The organism is Alistipes sp. AF48-12 (assembly GCF_003477565.1).
Classification (GTDB): Bacteria; Bacteroidota; Bacteroidia; order Bacteroidales; family Rikenellaceae; genus Alistipes_A; species Alistipes_A hominis.
Window position 1 is genome coordinate 258,825 of the sequence record NZ_QUDJ01000001.1, and the last position, 16,972, is coordinate 275,796.

At 54.2% G+C, this 16,972-nt stretch carries 15 protein-coding genes, 1 tRNA gene, 1 rRNA gene and 1 pseudogene; 7 read left to right on the forward strand and 11 right to left on the reverse strand.

The genetic code is table 11. From position 1 onward, the window contains the following. Positions 1–23 precede the first annotated feature (23 nt). The 5 genes and pseudogenes from DW082_RS01135 to pdxA all read right to left on the reverse strand — a co-directional run bounded on the left by DW082_RS01135 (position 24) and on the right by pdxA (position 5,762). Complete coding sequence (locus DW082_RS01135; RefSeq protein ID WP_055205684.1) at positions 24–1,073, reverse strand: hypothetical protein; 1,050 nt, start codon at positions 1,071–1,073, stop codon at positions 24–26. A gap of 39 nt (positions 1,074–1,112) precedes the next feature. Continuing rightward, the gene (locus DW082_RS01140) at positions 1,113–1,895 is read right to left on the reverse strand and encodes a hypothetical protein (RefSeq protein WP_145996527.1); all 783 of its coding nucleotides are present in this window, start codon (positions 1,893–1,895) and stop codon (positions 1,113–1,115) included. Positions 1,896–1,998: 103 nt separating this feature from the next. Then, positions 1,999–2,535 (reverse strand): translation initiation factor IF-3, encoded by a 537-nt coding sequence (infC, locus tag DW082_RS01145; RefSeq protein ID WP_055205682.1) that lies wholly within the window; start codon positions 2,533–2,535, stop codon positions 1,999–2,001. Between the two features lie 136 nt (positions 2,536–2,671). Next, positions 2,672–4,614 (reverse strand): annotated as a pseudogene (gene thrS, locus DW082_RS01150) (threonine--tRNA ligase). A gap of 53 nt (positions 4,615–4,667) precedes the next feature. Further along, positions 4,668–5,762, reverse strand: a complete 1,095-nt coding sequence (pdxA, locus tag DW082_RS01155; RefSeq protein WP_101572099.1) for a 4-hydroxythreonine-4-phosphate dehydrogenase PdxA — start codon at positions 5,760–5,762, stop codon at positions 4,668–4,670. 186 nt (positions 5,763–5,948) lie between these two features. On the opposite strand from pdxA, the gene DW082_RS01160 reads away from it, so the two are divergent. The 3 genes from DW082_RS01160 to DW082_RS01170 all read left to right on the forward strand — a co-directional run bounded on the left by DW082_RS01160 (position 5,949) and on the right by DW082_RS01170 (position 10,423). Further along, complete coding sequence (locus tag DW082_RS01160; RefSeq protein ID WP_101572097.1) at positions 5,949–6,782, forward strand: GIN domain-containing protein; 834 nt, start codon at positions 5,949–5,951, stop codon at positions 6,780–6,782. Positions 6,783–6,953: 171 nt separating this feature from the next. Beyond that, on the forward strand, positions 6,954–8,051 hold the full coding sequence (locus tag DW082_RS01165) for a nitronate monooxygenase family protein (RefSeq protein ID WP_055205679.1): 1,098 nt from the start codon (positions 6,954–6,956) through the stop codon (positions 8,049–8,051). A gap of 110 nt (positions 8,052–8,161) precedes the next feature. Beyond that, positions 8,162–10,423 (forward strand): cation-translocating P-type ATPase, encoded by a 2,262-nt coding sequence (locus DW082_RS01170; protein WP_118456947.1) that lies wholly within the window; start codon positions 8,162–8,164, stop codon positions 10,421–10,423. Positions 10,424–10,485: 62 nt separating this feature from the next. Here DW082_RS01170 and DW082_RS01175 read toward each other — a convergent pair whose 3' ends face one another. Then, positions 10,486–11,616 carry an alkaline phosphatase gene (locus DW082_RS01175; protein WP_118456949.1) on the reverse strand — a complete coding sequence of 377 codons (1,131 nt, stop codon included), beginning with the start codon at positions 11,614–11,616 and terminating at the stop codon, positions 10,486–10,488. A gap of 173 nt (positions 11,617–11,789) precedes the next feature. Here DW082_RS01175 and DW082_RS01180 point away from each other — a divergent pair. After that, positions 11,790–11,863, forward strand: a tRNA-Met gene (locus tag DW082_RS01180). A gap of 144 nt (positions 11,864–12,007) precedes the next feature. Here the strand turns inward: DW082_RS01180 and DW082_RS01185 are convergent. Beyond that, positions 12,008–13,114 (reverse strand): BF3164 family lipoprotein, encoded by a 1,107-nt coding sequence (locus DW082_RS01185; RefSeq protein ID WP_145996526.1) that lies wholly within the window; start codon positions 13,112–13,114, stop codon positions 12,008–12,010. Positions 13,115–13,566: 452 nt separating this feature from the next. Here DW082_RS01185 and DW082_RS01190 point away from each other — a divergent pair, with 452 nt between their 5' ends. Together DW082_RS01190 and DW082_RS01195 are read left to right on the forward strand one after the other, a co-directional pair. Then, a complete protein-coding gene (locus tag DW082_RS01190; protein ID WP_118456951.1) occupies positions 13,567–14,583 on the forward strand; it encodes a hypothetical protein in 1,017 nt (338 codons plus the stop codon). Between the two features lie 60 nt (positions 14,584–14,643). Continuing rightward, on the forward strand, positions 14,644–14,823 hold the full coding sequence (locus tag DW082_RS01195) for a hypothetical protein (protein WP_147386939.1): 180 nt from the start codon (positions 14,644–14,646) through the stop codon (positions 14,821–14,823). Positions 14,824–14,947: 124 nt separating this feature from the next. Here the strand turns inward: DW082_RS01195 and DW082_RS01200 are convergent, their stop codons facing one another. The 3 genes from DW082_RS01200 to DW082_RS01210 are packed head-to-tail and all read right to left on the reverse strand — an operon-like array spanning position 14,948 to position 15,813. After that, a complete protein-coding gene (locus DW082_RS01200; protein ID WP_118456955.1) occupies positions 14,948–15,253 on the reverse strand; it encodes a hypothetical protein in 306 nt (101 codons plus the stop codon). Next, a complete protein-coding gene (locus tag DW082_RS01205) occupies positions 15,246–15,617 on the reverse strand; it encodes a hypothetical protein (RefSeq protein WP_055205673.1) in 372 nt (123 codons plus the stop codon). Before DW082_RS01205 ends, DW082_RS01200 begins: the two co-directional genes overlap by 8 nt. 13 nt (positions 15,618–15,630) lie before the next feature. After that, the gene (locus DW082_RS01210) at positions 15,631–15,813 is read right to left on the reverse strand and encodes a YtxH domain-containing protein (RefSeq protein WP_055205672.1); all 183 of its coding nucleotides are present in this window, start codon (positions 15,811–15,813) and stop codon (positions 15,631–15,633) included. A 508-nt stretch (positions 15,814–16,321) separates the two neighbouring features. On the opposite strand from DW082_RS01210, the gene DW082_RS14650 reads away from it, so the two are divergent. Beyond that, positions 16,322–16,591: a hypothetical protein gene (locus DW082_RS14650; RefSeq protein ID WP_147386940.1), complete on the forward strand. Its 270-nt coding sequence runs from the start codon at positions 16,322–16,324 to the stop codon at positions 16,589–16,591. Positions 16,592–16,879: 288 nt separating this feature from the next. On the opposite strand, the gene rrf is transcribed toward DW082_RS14650, so the two are convergent. After that, positions 16,880–16,972 (reverse strand): 5S ribosomal RNA (rrf, locus tag DW082_RS01215); the annotation flags it as partial.

A 16,972-nucleotide genomic window follows, 5' to 3' on the forward strand; every position in this document is an offset into this window, starting at 1 on the left:
TAATTCCCGCTGCCAAACATCCGTCACTCGGACTTGAACCTGCGGATCTCTTCCTTCAATATTTTCAAATATTTGTCGCCGTGCTCCACGGAGGGCTCGATATCCTTGCTGACCTCGACGCTCGGCTGTTCGCCGGTCGTCCATTCGTTCCACGACACGACCATCGCAAAACGGGTTCCGATCTCCCGGGCGCGGGCGAACTGCTCTCGGAGCGTTTGCCCGTCGCGGCGTCCTTTTTCCGGAATGTAACCGGCATCGCCCGGATCGCCCTGCTTGCGGGTCGCAGCGCAGACGACCATCGTCTCGGGTTTCCCGTCGTAGATCGGATAGGTCTGCTCGCCGCGGTCTTCCCATGCCCAGTAACCGTATTTGCTGACCCGGTCTTCGGTGCGCAGCGACGGCTGTTCCGAGACGTACCCGGTCATCCAGCGTACCGTGAAACGGTCGTCGTTCCACTCCGGGGTTCCGTTCTGCCACGGCGACGGCGTATCGACATACACCACCAACAGCGGCTTACCCAGGTATAGCTGCATCATGTCCTTGTATTTCGGATTGTTGGCGTACATGTCGTACACCTGGTCGGCCTTCTTCTGCAACCGGCCGTCGTCAGCGGCTTCCGGAGCCCCGGTCACCCCGATGAAAATACTGATCTTCGGATGTTTCATCCCTACTTTGCCCATCTTGTAGTACTCGTCGAACAGGATGGCCGTAGCGTCCTCGATCAAATCCTGCTTCCCGCCTACCCAAAATTCGTCGGGATCGTAAGTCACGTTGTTCGACCAGTCGAGCCAGATAAAGTCGACGCCCGCATCGGTCAGCCACTCGGCATGTTTGCGCATGACGCGGCGGTCACGCGAATCGTACCGGCCCAGCGCCGGCATCCCCCACGTATTTCCCCAAATATCGTTATCCATCCAAGAAGTGTAGGCGATGCCCACCTCGCGCTCGGACGGCGGAACAGGAGTAACTTTCCGGTTGTCTTTTCCGCCGGAAACGTCCGCGCAGCAAAGCGTTCCGGCCGTCAGGATCAGGATTGCCGCAAGCGCTCCGAATCGAATCGTTCTTTTTTTCATCGTTTTGAATCAGTTAGTTAGGTTGGAAATGGTTTTTCGTTATTCCGGCTGCTCCGGTATGCGGGAAGGCAGCTTCATCCGCATACCGTTCTCGCGAGTCAGCCGCAGGTCGAAATCGCTCTGCGGCCGGCGCCAATAGCTCATCATATTGTCCGGAGCCGACGGATCGGACAAGTGGCCGCCCCCTTTCCAGGTCTGGAATTCGTCCCAGTCCTTACCGTTCCACATTTTCAGGACATAGATCATCGAAACGGCATGTCCCTTCCAGGGAATCAGGTCTTCGATCAGCACCGTTTTGGCGCGTTTGCAGACTTTCACTTTGCGGGTAAACGACGAAGTCGTCAACAGTTCGATCTCTTCGGGCGTACAATATTTCCGCAGGTTCTCGTTCGAGAACAGGCATTTCTGCTCCGCGACAAAGCCGGAGGGCCGGTTCTGTACCGTATCGAGCAACGGATAAACCGAACAATTCCGGTGATGCTCCCAACTGAGCGGATGTTTTTTCGTCTCATTCAGGTAAGACGGACGCGAATAGCGAAGAACGCAGAACATCATCCCGCCGCCGAACAGAACCGTATCGGTTTTCGGGTCGATCTCGCAGGCAGCCAGCATACGGGCCGCCGCCCGATCCAGCGGGCAACTCCCATGCTGCGTATAAAAACTGCCGAAGTAGAACGACAATCCCAACCGGTCGTTCCGGAAAGTGCCGGCGGTGTCGACGACCCGGCTCGCGGAATCGACCCGATAACGCTGCACGCCGCAGGAAACGAAACTCCCGGCGCACAGAAACGCGCAGAAAACGAGCAACCATCTTTTCATCATTCGGTCAGTTTTAGGTCAGTTCTCTTAAAAACACAAATTCCCGGAAAGAAACCTGATTCTCTCCGGGCTTGTTTGCAGGCCCGATCGGGGCCGGGAAGAAACGCTACTTCTTCGGCTTCGGAGCCAGAATCAGGATCATCCGCTTCCCTTCGAGGCGCGGCATCTGCTCCACTTTGGCCAGCTCTTCCAGATCGGTCGCGAAACGCAGCAACAAGATTTCGCCCTGATCCTTGAACACGATCTGGCGTCCTCTGAAAAAGACGTAGGCTTTCACCTTAGCCCCCTCTTTCAGGAAGTTCTCGGCGTGTTTCAGTTTAAAATCGTAATCGTGGTCGTCGGTATTGGGCCCGAAACGGATCTCCTTGACCACCACCTTGACGATCTTCGATTTGATCTCTTTCGCCTTTTTCTTCTGCTGATAAAGGAATTTCGAATAATCGACGATCCGGCATACGGGCGGATCGGCCTTCGGAGAGATCTCCACCAGATCCAGGCCCATCTCGTCGGCTTTGTTCAGCGCATCGCGCAGCGACATCACCTCCGGTTGCTCGATATTGTCGCCGACCACCCTGACCTGCGGCGCCGTAATAAAATTATTGATCTTATGCGCGGCCTCTTTTTCCGGCATTCTTCCCCTCATGTAGGGTCTCGATTGTGGTTTCGTAATTATAGTTTTGTCCTCCTTACGTTAGTGAAACAAAATTTTATCTGTAAAAACGGGAGCCGTTTGCGGCTCCGGTTCCGGCGCGGCATCCGCCTCCCGTTTTCATCCTTTTCTATTTATTCAACTTCTGAATCTCGTCGGCGACCATCTTGCGGATCAGTCCGACGAAATCGTCCTTCGTCATCACGCCCTTGTCGCCTTCGCCCTGGGCGCGGACAGCCACCGTGCCTTCCTGTTCCTCCTTTTCCCCGACGATCAGCAGGAACGGAATCCGTTTCAGTTCGTTGTCCCGGATCTTCCGTCCGATCTTCTCGTTACGGTCGTCCACCTGAGCACGAATATCGGAATTATTTAGAAAATCTGAAACTTTTTTCGCATAATCGTTGAATTTTTCGCTGATCGGCAGCACGACCACCTGGTCGGGAGACAGCCACAACGGGAATTTTCCGCCGGTATGCTCAAGCAGGACGGCCACGAAACGCTCCATCGAGCCGAACGGCGCGCGGTGGATCATGATCGGGCGATGCTCCTTGTCGTCCGACCCTTTGTAAGTCAGGTCGAAACGTTCGGGCAGGTTGTAATCCACCTGGATTGTTCCGAGCTGCCACTGGCGGCCGATCGCATCGCGCACCATGAAGTCCAGCTTCGGCCCGTAGAAGGCGGCCTCACCGAGTTCGACGGTCGTATTCAGTCCCTTTTCGGCGGCCGCTCGATGATCGACTGTTCGGCCTTGTGCCAGTTTTCGTCCGAGCCGATGTACTTCTCCTTGTTGTTCGGATCGCGCAGCGACACCTGTGCGGTAAATTTATCGAAACTCAACGTCTTGAAAATATACAGCACGATGTCGATCACCTTCATGAACTCGTCCTTCAACTGGTCGGGACGGCAAAAGATGTGGGCGTCGTCCTGCGTAAACCCGCGCACCCGGGTCAGCCCGTGCAACTCGCCGCTCTGTTCGTAGCGGTACACGGTGCCGAATTCGGCGAAACGCAACGGCAGATCTTTGTAAGAACGCGGTTTGAATTTGTAGATTTCGCAGTGGTGCGGGCAGTTCATCGGCTTGAGCAGAAACTCCTCGCTGTCATCCGGCGTATGGATCGGCTGGAACGAGTCTTTCCCGTACTTGGCGTAATGCCCCGAAGTAACGTACAGGTCTTTCATCCCGATGTGCGGCGTGATTACCTGTAGGTACCCATACTGCTTCTGCACGTTCCTCAAAAAGTGTTCCAAACGATCTCTGAGCGCAGCGCCTTTCGGCAGCCACAACGGCAAGCCCGCTCCCACGCGCGGCGAGAAACAAAACAGTTCGAGCTCCTTGCCGAGCTTGCGGTGGTCGCGCTTCTTGGCCTCCTCGAGCATCGCCAGGTATTCGTCGAGCATCGATTTTTTCGGAAAGGTGATTCCGTAGATACGGGTCAGCATCTTGTTGTTCTCGTTGCCGCGCCAGTAGGCCCCGGCCACCGAAGTCAGCTTGATCGCCTTCACGTACCCCATGTGCGGCAGGTGCGGCCCGCGGCACAAATCGGTAAAATTACCGTTCGTATAGAAACTGATCGTCCCGTCTTCGAGCCCCTCGATCAATTCCACTTTATACTGGTCGCCTTTTTCGGTATAGGTCTTCATCGCCTCGGACTTGCTGACCTCGCGGCGACAGATCGCCTCCTTCGTGCGCGCCAGTTCTTCCATCTTTTTCTCGATCTTCGGCAGATCGCCTTCGGTGATCGGCGTCGGACTGTCCACATCGTAGTAAAAGCCGTTCTCGATGCTCGGCCCAATCCCGAACTTGATCCCCGGATAGAGCGCTTCGAGCGCCTCGGCCAACAGATGCGACGAAGAGTGCCAGAACGCTTTCTTGCCTTCGGGATCTTCCCATTTGTGCAATTTGACCGACGAATCTTCGTTGATCGGGCGGTTCAGATCGACGATCTCGCCGTTGACCGAAGCCGACAACACCTCCTGCGCCAGGCGCGGGCTGATGCTCTCCGCAATTTGCATTGCGGTCGTTCCCTGGGCGTACTCACGAATGCCGCCGTCGGGAAAAGTTACTTTTATCATCATGAATCTATTCGTTTATCCGGCGCAATACGAACTGCGCCGGCTGGTATTCGTTATGCTTTTTCCGGTTCATCGGGCAGCTCGGATGCCGACACGTCGGCGCCGCTGTCCCGTTTGTATTTCTGCAACGGGTTCGCCGTAATCGCCGCGTATAGGCGGCGGCTGCGCACTACGTCGAGCGCGAGGTAGATCGCATCGCGCATTGCGCTCTCGTCGGCCCGGTTCTCCCCGGCGATGTCGAAGCCCACGCCGTGCGCCGGACTGGTACGGACGACCGGCAACCCCGCCGTAAAGTTCACCCCGCCGCAACTGAGCGCCTTGAATGGAGCGAGTCCCTGATCGTGGTACATCGCCAGCACGGCGTCGTATTTCATATAACCGGCCGAAGCGAAAAAGCCGTCGGCGGCAAACGGTCCGAAAGCCAGTATTTTCTGCTGGGAAGCAGCCTGAATGGCCGGAACGATGATCTCCTTCTCCTCGCTGCCGATCAATCCTCCGTCGCCGGCATGTGGATTGAGACTCAGTACGGCGATGCGCGGTTCGCGCACCGAGAAATCCTGGATCAGCGACTGCCGGAGCTCGCGCAACTTGGTCACGATCCGCTGTTTGGTAACCGATGCGCTGACCTCCGAAACCGGGATATGAATGGTTACCAGCCCCACCTTCAGCAGATCGCTGCACATCAGCATCAGCGGATCGCCGCCGAATTCGTGCGCGAAAAATTCGGTATGCCCGGTAAAGCCGAACTGTTCGCCCTGCACGTTCTCCTTGCAGATCGGAGCCGTAACCACCGCGTCGATCAGGCCGGCTTTCAGGTCGGCGGCCGCAGCCCGGAGCGCAGCGACGGAAGCCTCGCCGGCCGCCGCGCTCAGCACGCCCGGTTCGACGCGCAGGTCGCCGGACACGCAATCGACCAGGCTGATCCGTTTCGGAGCGGCCTCGCGGGCCGACACAACCGTACTGAATCCGAAGTTTTCCGCCGCGTCGATCTGTTTTTTATAAAAAGAAGCCGCCTTGGCCGAACCGTAAACGATCGGCGTGCACAATTCGCACATTCGCGGATCGCAAAGCGTCTTGATAATCACCTCGTATCCGATGCCGTTCACATCGCCCTGCGTAATACCGATCCGTATTTTGGAATCACTCATACGTCATTTATTTGAAATTTCGGCGTCTCCGGCTAAAACCCGCAGACAACCGCCGTTCGAAAATAGAATATGCAAAGATATAAAACTATCTCGAATAAATATCGCACTGCAACTGTAACTTTTACACCTCTTTCCCGTTGTATAAATAATTTCACAGGATTCCGTTCCGGATAATCACGACCCGTTATGAGAAAAATACTCTTTTTGTTCGCATTGCTCGTCCCGGGAATCGCTCTGGCAGCCCAGACCCAGATGGTACGGCTGACCCGTTTCGAAGGGAAACCGATCGTCGGCGTAGCGGCCTCCGGCTCTTTCAACGTGGAGTTGATCCGCTCCGACCGGACGTATGCCGTCGTAGAGGTCAACGCCGAATACGAGGATATCCTGCTGTTCGAGTTGGACGGTCGGGGCGTAGTCACGGTCGGATTCAGGACGAACGCTCCGCTCCGTTTCGAAAACAACCTGGTTTGCCGCGCCAGAATCTATCTGCCGCACCCCGAATTCATTCACGGGTCGGGAGCGGCCAGCATCGTTTGCAGCGGCGGTTTCGAAAGCAACGCCCTGCAGATCGAACTGAACGGAGCGGCCAAACTCAACGGGCCGGAGATCGCGGTCACCGGAGAGGTAAACCTGCAATGCAGCGGAGCCAGCCGGATGACCGACGCCGCGATCAACTGCCGGGAATTGAACGGCATCCTGAACGGGGCCTCGAAAGCCGATATCCGGGAGTTCAGCGGCAACCTGTTCTGCGATATCTCCGGGGCCTCGCGCATCCGCATGGCCGGCAACGCCGGGATCGCCGACATCAAGGCCAGCGGAGCTTCGAATTTCGACGGGCAGCAACTCAGTTCGCGGGATTGCCGGATCGAAGCGTCCTCGGCGTCGAAAGTAAACACCGGAACCGTACTGGGAGACCTGACGGCCAACGGAAACAGCGCCTCCAGCATCACTTACAAAGGAGACCCGACGATCCGGAGCATCACCATCTCTTCCGCATCGTCGATAAAAAAAGCACTCTGACAAGTCAACTGCATAATTAGATTAGGATTAGTTTTGTTTTGTTGGACGGGCCGCCCCTTGAGTTGGGCGGCTTCGTCTTTTTTGCATTTAGACATCGTATATTTACAATTTATTTTGACGGAACACGTCATAAATAAATTATATTTGCGACGTAATTCTAAACCTGAATGAATGAAATCCTTTAAAATCGGAGATCTTACCATCAAACTGCCTATCATCCAAGGCGGTATGGGAGTAGGCATTTCCCTTTCGGGGCTGGCCTCGGCCGTAGCCAACGAAGGAGGCGTCGGAGTGATCTCGTGCGCCGGAATGGGGCTGCTGTACCCGAAATTCTCGAAAGACTATCTGACGAACAGCATAATGGGTCTCAAAGAAGAGATCCGCAAGGCGCGCGCAAAAACGCGCGGCGTGATCGGGGTCAACGTCATGGTCGCGCTGAGCAACTTCTCGGACATGGTCAAAACATCGATCGCGGAGAAGGCCGATATCATCTTCTCCGGCGCGGGACTGCCGCTCGACCTGCCGTCCTACTTACAGCGGGAGAGCACCACGAAACTGGTGCCCATCGTCTCTTCGGCCCGCGCGGCGAAGATCATCTGCGAAAAATGGAAAGCGAACTACGACTACCTGCCCGACGCCATCGTCGTCGAAGGTCCGAAAGCGGGCGGTCACCTCGGCTATAAAAACAACCAGATCGACGACGCCAACTACTCGCTGGAACACATCGTTCCGGAAGTGGTCGCCGAAGCGCGGCATTTCGAAAAGCTCTACGGCCGCCGCATCCCGGTGATCGCCGCCGGAGGACTCTATACCGGCGAAGACATCTACCGGATCATGGAACTCGGCGCCGACGGGGTGCAGCTCGGCAGCAAGTTCGTGACAACCGAAGAATGCGACGCGTCGCAGGCGTTCAAGGACACTTATATCAATTCCCGCGAGGAAGACATCGAAATCATCGCCAGCCCGGTAGGAATGCCGGGGCGCGCGATCGCCGGGGAGTTCATCCGCCGGGTGCGCGAAGGGCTGACCCGTCCGAAGAAATGTCCGTTCCACTGCATCAAGACCTGCGACTACACCAAAAGTCCCTACTGCATTATCATGGCGCTGTACAATGCGGCCAAAGGCAACCTGTCCCGCGGATACGCTTTCGCAGGAGCCAATGCGTTCCTGTCCAAAAAGATCACGAGCGTCCGCGAAACGATCGCTTCGCTACAGGCCGAGTTCCGCGCGGCGGAACTGCGCCGCAAACGCGGCCCGCTGTCGGTATAACGCCAGACAGGGACGGGCGGCCGCCTATTTTCAAAACGGTATTCGGAGATATTTCCTATCTTTGGGTATCGTTTTTGTTTGATACCTGTCGATTAATCGAAATTTAAGTTATGAAGGAAACCGTTCGCAAAAATTACCCGGTACTGGAAATGAGCTGCGCGTCCTGCGCCATGAGCGTCGAACAAACCGTGCGGAAACTGCCCGGAGTCACCGACGCATCGGTGAATTTCGCATCCAACCGGCTGTCGGTCGGATTCGACGAATCGCAGATCACGCCGCAGCAGATCCGCGCCGCCGTCCAGGCTTCGGGATACGACCTGATCATCGACGAACAGGGCGGAGAGGTCAAACAGCAGCAGGCCGAACGCAACCGCTACCTGCGCCTGCGGTACGACACGATCGGAGCGTGGCTGTTCTCGCTGCCGATCGTCGTGATCGCCATGCTGTTCATGCACATGCCTTACGGCAACTGGATCATGCTCATACTGTCGCTGCCGGTATTGTTTTTTTTCGGGCGCGGCTTTTTCGTCAACGGATGGAAACAACTGCGCCACCGGCAGGCCAACATGGATACGCTGGTGGCCCTCAGCACGTCGATCGCTTTCCTGTTCAGCCTGTTCAACACCGTTTACCCGCAGTTCTGGCTCCGGCGCGGACTCGAACCGCACGTCTATTACGAAGCCGCCTGCGTAATCATCGCATTCGTGCTGGTCGGCAAACTGCTCGAGGAACGCGCCAAAAGCAACACATCGTCCGCCATTAAAAGACTGATCGGCCTGCAGCCGACCACCGCCCGGCTCGTGAGGGGCGATCACGAAGAGGACGTTCCGATCTCCGCATTGCAGGTGGGCGACCGGGTTTCGGTACGCCCGGGCGAAAAAATCCCGGTGGACGGCGTCGTTCGCGACGGATCGTCGTACGTAGACGAAAGCATGATCACCGGCGAACCGCTGCCCGTCGGCAAGGAGGCCGGGGACAAAGTGGTGGCCGGCACGATCAATTCGCGCGGGACGTTCGTTCTCGAAACCACCGGAGTCGGCAGCGACACGCTGCTGGCCCGGATCATCCGCATGGTACAACAAGCCCAGGGCAGCAAAGCCCCGGTACAGCGCATCGCCGACCGGATCGCGGCAATTTTCGTACCGACGGTCATCGGCATCGCGCTGCTGACCTTCGCGCTGTGGCTGGCCATCGGCGGCATGGACTATTTTTCGTATGCCCTGCTATCGGCCGTCTCGGTGCTGGTCATCGCCTGTCCCTGCGCGCTGGGACTGGCTACGCCGACCGCGCTGATGGTCGGCATCGGCAAAGGAGCCGAGAACCAGATCCTAATCAAGGACGCGACGGCCCTCGAACAACTGTGCCGGATCGATACCGTCGTCATGGACAAGACCGGTACGCTGACCGAAGGGCGCCCTTCGGTCGTCGACTGGATCGCCGCAGGCCCCGACCTGCCGGAGTACCGAAACATGATCTGCGCCGCCGAAATGAAATCCGAACATCCGCTGGCCAGCGCCATCGTAAACTACCTGTCGGCACACGAAGCGCAACCCTGCGAAGTGGCCTCGTTCGTCAGTCTGACCGGGCGTGGAATCCGTTTTACGGCCGGCAACGCGGACTACTGGCTCGGCAGCCGCAACCTGATGGCCGAACAAGGCGCCGCGCCGGCCGAAGAAACGGACGTGCGGATCGAAACGGCCCAGCAGACTGGCGCAAGCATCGTCTATTTCGGCACGGCCGACCGACTGCTGGCCGTCATCGTTATCAACGATACGCTGAAAGCGACCACGCCGCCCGCCCTCGACCAACTGCGCAGGCTGCACATCGACATCGCCATGCTGACCGGAGACAGCCGTAAGACAGCGGCCGCGCTGGCCGAACGGCTCGGCATCCGCCATTACCGGGCCGAAGTGTTGCCCGACGACAAAGACAAATACATCCAGCAATTGCAGCGGGAAGGTAAGCGCGTAGCGATGGTCGGCGACGGCATCAACGACTCGCAAGCGCTGGCTCGCGCCGACGTCAGCATCGCAATGGGGCACGGCACCGACATCGCAATGGACGTCGCGATGGTCACGCTGATGAATTCCGACTTGCTGCTGCTGCCGAAAGCCTACGTTCTGTCGCGCAAAACCGTCCGGCTGATCCGGCAGAACCTGTTCTGGGCGTTTATTTACAACCTGATCGGCATCCCGATCGCGGCCGGCGTGCTCTACCCGCTGTACGGCATCCTGATGAATCCGATGCTGGCCGGAGCCGCCATGGCGTTCAGTTCCGTATCGGTAGTCGCCAACAGCCTGCGTCTGAAATGGATGTCCACAGGAACGCCGCCTCTTTCGTCCGGCCGCCCGAACAACGTTCGCGCCGATTAAAACACAGAACGCTCTCCCCGGTCGGGGAGAGCGTTCTGCATATCGGATAAAATCCGCAGGTACTATTTCAGCCGCATCAACGCTGCGATTTCTTTCGGCAGGTCGGTGTTGTCCATGATCCCGTTGATCCGGTCGGCGCACGCGCCGTACAGGTAAACGGGCACCAACGTACCGGTATGTCCGGTCGTGCCGAACTGGTATCCGATCCCGCTTTCGGAGAGCGTGAAATCGGTCTTGTTGCTCGTGATCGACAGTCCGGAAGTTTCGTGATCTGCCGTCACGACGACCAGCGTGCCGGGATGGGTGTCGGCAAAATCCATCGCAGCGCCGACAGCCCGTTCGAAATCGCGCGTCTCGGCCAGGATGCCTTCCGCATTGTTGGCGTGCCCTTCCGAATCGATCTGCGATCCTTCGATCATCACCATGAAACCCTTTTTGGAGCCGGCCGCATTGTTCGACAGGATTTCGAGCGCCTTTTTGGTCGCATTGCACAGGTAGTTTTCGTCGCGGCCCTTCATCACCGTCGGCATGTACTCGTCGGCGAACAGTCCGACCACCTTGCCGCGGTCCACCCCGTTCAGTTCGTTCATATCGTACACGACGCGGTAGTCCTTCGTTTTCAGCGCGTCGATCAGCGGCTTGCCGTCCTTCTGTCCTTCCTGCAGGAACTTCTTGCCGCCGCCCAACGCAACGTCCACGCCGCTTTCGACGAACTGCTCGGAAATTACGTCCAGATCGCCGCGGCTGGGCACGTGTGCAAAGAAAGCGCCCGGAGTCGCATGTTGTAGGTAGACGGTTACGACCAAACCGGTCTGGTATCCCTCCTCTTTGGCCCGCTCCATAATCGATTTGAAAACCTGCCCGTCGGGCCCCATTCCGAGCATACCGTTATCGGTTTTGTTCCCCGATGCCAGAGCGGTCCCGGCAGCGGCCGAATCGGTCACGCGGTTGTTCGCCGAGTAGGTCTTAATCAGGGCGATGTTCCCGCTGCGGTCGAACGCTGTGGGCCGGTAGCCGTTCTCAAGCATCATCATCGACACTTGCGACAATCCCATCCCGTCGCCGATCATGTAAATCACATTCTTTACCGCGCATTTTCCGCTTTTTTTAGGACCCGGTCCGGATTTGGCCGACAAATCCGCCGTCAATGCGGCCATCCATACGACAAGCAATCCCAAGACAATTTTTTTCATCTTCTTCTATTTTTAAGTTGACAAAATCTGTTTTTCGCTTAACAAAGATACGATTTTTACCCGAAGGTAGCGGTTAAGTTCCCGTTAAAATGATTTTCGGGCAAAAAATGCGGACGGATAATTTGTGCGAAACGAAATATTTGCTACTTTTGCACTCGCAAACGCCGAATGACGGCGGGATAGCTCAGCTGGTTAGAGCGCATGATTCATAATCATGAGGTCCGGGGTTCAAGTCCCCGTCCCGCTACTATAAAAGGTTATGACTTCCGTCATAACCTTTTTCGTTTATCAACTTAGTAAAATCGCGAGTTACACACATACCCATAAAGCGATGCGACATCCGCTTCGCTTTATCGACGGATATCGATGCTATCAAATCAAACAGTCACACCTAATCGCTCCGCTTATTCAATTTCTCCAGAATTTCTTTAAAATCATATTTATACATCTCCTCCATATTATAATTCAGCGCATACAAATCCCCGTTGATCAAATCGACGGCATACGCAGAAACAAACCGATCCAATTTCACTTCGGCCAATGGATTCCCATCCCAGTCGAAAAACTGAATCACCGGCTTTTTCGACATCTCCTTTCCGATATTTTCTCTTTTCTCACCCAGGTACAAAGCGCCGAAAAAATCAGGGAATGCGACCAGATCCATATAAGTGCGCTTTCTGCTTTGGGGATCGAGATCTTGCACGTCGCCGATACGATCCAACTGTCTGCCGACACAAATCGTTTTCCCGAAAGAGCCGTCCGGAGAATATACGTTAATCTGATTTAATCTGTTAGGAGCTTCGACAATCCGGCTACCGTCGGCATTGCATTTCGTTGCCGTCGACAGAATATTAAAATCTTCTCCCGCACGCACGGAAGAAAAATTTAACTTTTCGAGATTCTCCGGAATCGTTTTTTCTCCTTTATGCAGAATGTATCTTATTTGTCGGGTATGCTCTTCATTAATCTCTTTACATAAAAAAGTCGTACTGTCCAATACGATAAACGCCGTCAGATTCCGAGGAAAAGAATCTTGCATCATTCTCATACGAAGCGCCTTGTTTTTTATCGTTTCAGATAAGTCCATTTTATAGGATTTCCCTGTCGGAAAACTGTATATAATAGCTTTGAGCCGGCCTTGCTCTTTCAGAAAATTTTGCTGCTTCACCCAAGGCGAAGACAACAGTTCGTTGGGTCCGTTTCCCTTCATCAAATATTTCCCCAAATGCTTATATTCGGGCAATGAGACAAGCGACCAGTACCCCTTATTATCGGATGTGGAAATAAGCAGCAATGAATCCCGAATAACAATACTCGATACCCCGATTACATCCGGATCGAAAAGCGTCCCCTGGCCGATCGTAAAAGTTTGCGGAAACGTATCGACATATGCGACCTCGTCCAGAATCATGTAATCCGCCGAAGGAACGACAACCTGTCGGCAGGCTGAAACAAAAAAAGAAAACGCTACGACCGAAACAACACATCGTTTATTCATACCCAATCCTATTAAAACTCCGCTCTTATTTACAAATCAACAATTATTTGGAACACTTACCCCGACCGTACCATGTGCATTTGGAACGACATATTCCACAAAACTACGTGATCCGCAACGGAACACCGGCTCAACCTAATTTTTTCTTATATTAAATCCTCATCAGCGAAGATATTTTATCCAAATTTACTATCTAAAGTTCAATTCTCATCGCATTTTTATTCTTTTTACATCGCCGATTCAACATGACTATCGACAAGATCGCCGATTCCGAAATCGAAACCGAATTCATTTTCCTTATATAAAATGGATTCGATTCCCGAATGAATCGTTATATTTGTATCAAACACGGAAGATGACACTCCGAAAAAAGTCTCAAAAAACTCGCTGAATCGAACGTACCGACAACCATTTACAAAACTCGTATCATTACCAACTAACCCCACATTATTATGAAACGTTTCTTGACATGCTGCCTTCTGGCGGCAACCCTGGCCTGGTTCGGATGCGCCGAAAACCCGTCCAAAGGCAATGCCGGTTCTAATTCCGGCACCGACTCGACCTCCGTAACCGAAGGCCCCGTCCCGATGACCCATATCCTGATTTGCTGCCGCAGCGCGAACGAAGGAGTCATCAAGTTCAAGGTAGGCGACAAGTGGATCACCGATCACGATTACAAAAACATCGACCAGGCCCGCGCGATCCTTTCCACGATCCAACAGGCCGGCATCAACAACGTGATCATCGACCTGACCAATCCCAGCCAATGGGCGACCGTTCCCGCGAGCTGGCCGGGATGCCAGCCCAACGAAAACGCCCTGTGGGACGTGGATACCAAGTACCAGCTCGAAACCATCGAAACGGTGTGCAACGAACTGGGGATGCAGTTCATCATGTTCATCGGCAACCCGGCAGCCCACACGTTGGCCTACTGGAACGGCATCGCCAAACGCATCTGGGAAAACTGGGCCCAGAAGGATGTTTACCGCAAATACGGCTACGGAGACGACCGGCCGATGCTGGTGGTTTTCTACATGGGCGAAAACTTCCGGGAAATGTACGACGCCGCGCCGGACAACGAGAAAGACTACCTGGCTAAATTCCGGATCGGCACCTGCCAGGTCAACTCCCCGATGGATTTCGTCGCTTCGGACGGATGGGGCTACCGCAACCGCTCTTCGAGTTCGGATAACACGGTGCGGTTCGTCTGCCCGAACGAAGGAGTGGCTCCCGCAGACTGGAAACGCAGCACGCTGGATCAATGGAAAGAGAAAGTAGCCTGGGCAGGCGAAGCGTCCGAATACTGCATCTTCGGCTCATACGACGACACGTGCGATGCGATCTTCTGGGGAATTGCCGACACCAAAGAGAGCAAAACGGCCCACAAACGCTATCCCAACGGAGAAAAACCGGACGATTACTACAACGTGGTAAAAGAGTACCTTGCGAACCGAGACAAGAAAAAATAGGCTTGCGAACCGACACGGCAAATTATCGAGGTGGAACCGTAAAACCGACCTTATATGAAAATGAAACATATATTACCGGGAATTTTGCTGCTGGGGATTATCGCCGCCCTGTCCTCCTGTTCCGCAGAACTGCGGATACAGCGCAAGCAATACAAAGAACAAAAACTGCCGCCCGGACAGGTTAAAAAAGTCACGGGATCGAAATCCGCCGCACCGTACGCCCCCGGACACAACCAGTAAACGATCCGGTGCCGTCCGTTCGCGGGCAGCACCGGAAGGCCGGTATACAAATCATTTTCCCTAACCGAAAGGCGGTCGCAGATACCTGCGACCGCCTTTCGGTTATTATCCGGCAAAGCCTCCCTTATTTAAACGGATTTTTTCCGGAATCGGACTCTTTGCCGGTCCGTTCGGCATTCATGGCTTTGTATTTGTCGATCATCGAATGGATGAAGTTATACCCGGACATGCTCCATTGCACGATGTTATAGATCAGGTTGGCCTTCCCGGTGATCTGCTCCATCAGGTAGCCCACCGAGAACATCTTCGATATCCCGCGGTAATCGTCCCGCAACCTCCGTTCGACCGCGTCCAATTCATTTTCCACGCGCAAGCGTTCGATCCTGACGTCCTGCAGCGAACGGATCCGCTGATAATGTACTTTACTCATCGTCCGAATGTTTTTTACGCATGTCATAGACCATTTTGCCGAACATCCTGGCCATCTGATCGACGATCAGCCTGCGGCGTACCGCATATACGATCGCTGCCAGCACGACGAACAGCCCTCCCATCAACAGTATGGCGCCGAGCATCGACCCGATTAACATGCCGATCACCCACGTCAGGGCCACGGCAAAGAACATCGCGGCGATCCACAGCAAAACAATCAGGACGACCACGCCGAACAGTGCGTTGAAAAAGGTCGAAAGATTCTCGATCAGGCCGAGCCGCAGACGATCCGCATAGAGCGCCGCATAATCCTTCACATCCCGAGTCGCCTGTCCGATTCGGCCCCTGTCGTTGTTTTCCATACCTGCGGCGGATTTACTGTTGTTTGTGGGCGTACAATTCCTCCTCTACGGCATCCTTTACCTTCTGCTCGCCGTGTTTGATCTTATCGACGATTTTGTGACGCGTGTTCTGCCCCGAATCGGGAGCCAGCAGCAGGGCTACGACCGCACCGATGGCAGCTCCGCCCAGAAACGAAAAAAAGCATTGACCTTTCATGATTTTAATTTTTTAAGGTTTGAAAAATAATTTCTGAAATACCGGATTACAGTGTTCCGTATTCGGTTTTAACAAAAAACAAACCACAATTCCCATTTCACGGAAAAATTGCGGACTTTCCGGAAATCCGGCCAGAAATAAAAACGGAGCTTTCTCAGAAATACCGCTCCCCCGCCATAAGGAAATTTACAAATCCGGACCCAGACACGCATCATCCGCACAACTCCTTCCCCCCACACTCCAATTACTAAAAGAACAGAGCCGATATTGCTATTTTAATGATATTATTATTTTCGTATAAATTGCGAATATCCCCCAAAGCAAACCTAAAGACAATCGACCATGCTAAAAAAACTGAACCTTGAAAAATTTGCCATGGTAGCTACATGGAAGAAGACGAGAAAAGCGCGGTAATCGGCGGAGACTGGTATTACGTCGCATCTACCAACCGGCTCGAAAGCATAGGACCGGGGATAATGCACGAATCATCGAAGACAAAACGACATTAATGAATAACGGATATTCGTCTTTAAGCTTGCAACAAAATTCCACGAGTCTGAACACGGCAGAGTCGGGACAACAAAATGCGGTTCTTAGGGCGATGGTCAGTATCAATTCAAATGTACCCATAAGTGCTGCAAACTATGGAAGTACAGGCAGAGGAACAAGTTTTGCACAAACTTTACAAACATTAGATCCAATTACGAACCAACCGGTTACTGCCATTGCCATAAATTCCGGAACTAACTTTTTTAACGCAGCCAATTTCTACGATTAAATGTGCGTTCTTATTTAATGAGAACGTCCATTCCGACCGATATGCAAATAACCAATGATTTATAGTATTTGTTTGTTCGCCGAAATAAATTCAGCTATTGGAAACCTGCAAGCCCGGGATTCCGTACAACACTCCGATCCTCAAACCATTTTTCGTTCGAACGAGACGAAGCGCCCGTTATACGAGTAACCTTCAATAACGGACAAGTAGTATCGGTCACCGATGGCCCCTTGATTCAACCCTTTTGCCGCATAAAAAAAGAGTCCCCCGATTGCTCGGAGGACTCTAAGGAGGCGGCTACCTACTCTCCCACATGTTACTGCAGTACCATCGGCGTGAACGGGCTTAACTTCTCTGTTCGGAATGGGAAGAGGTGGAACC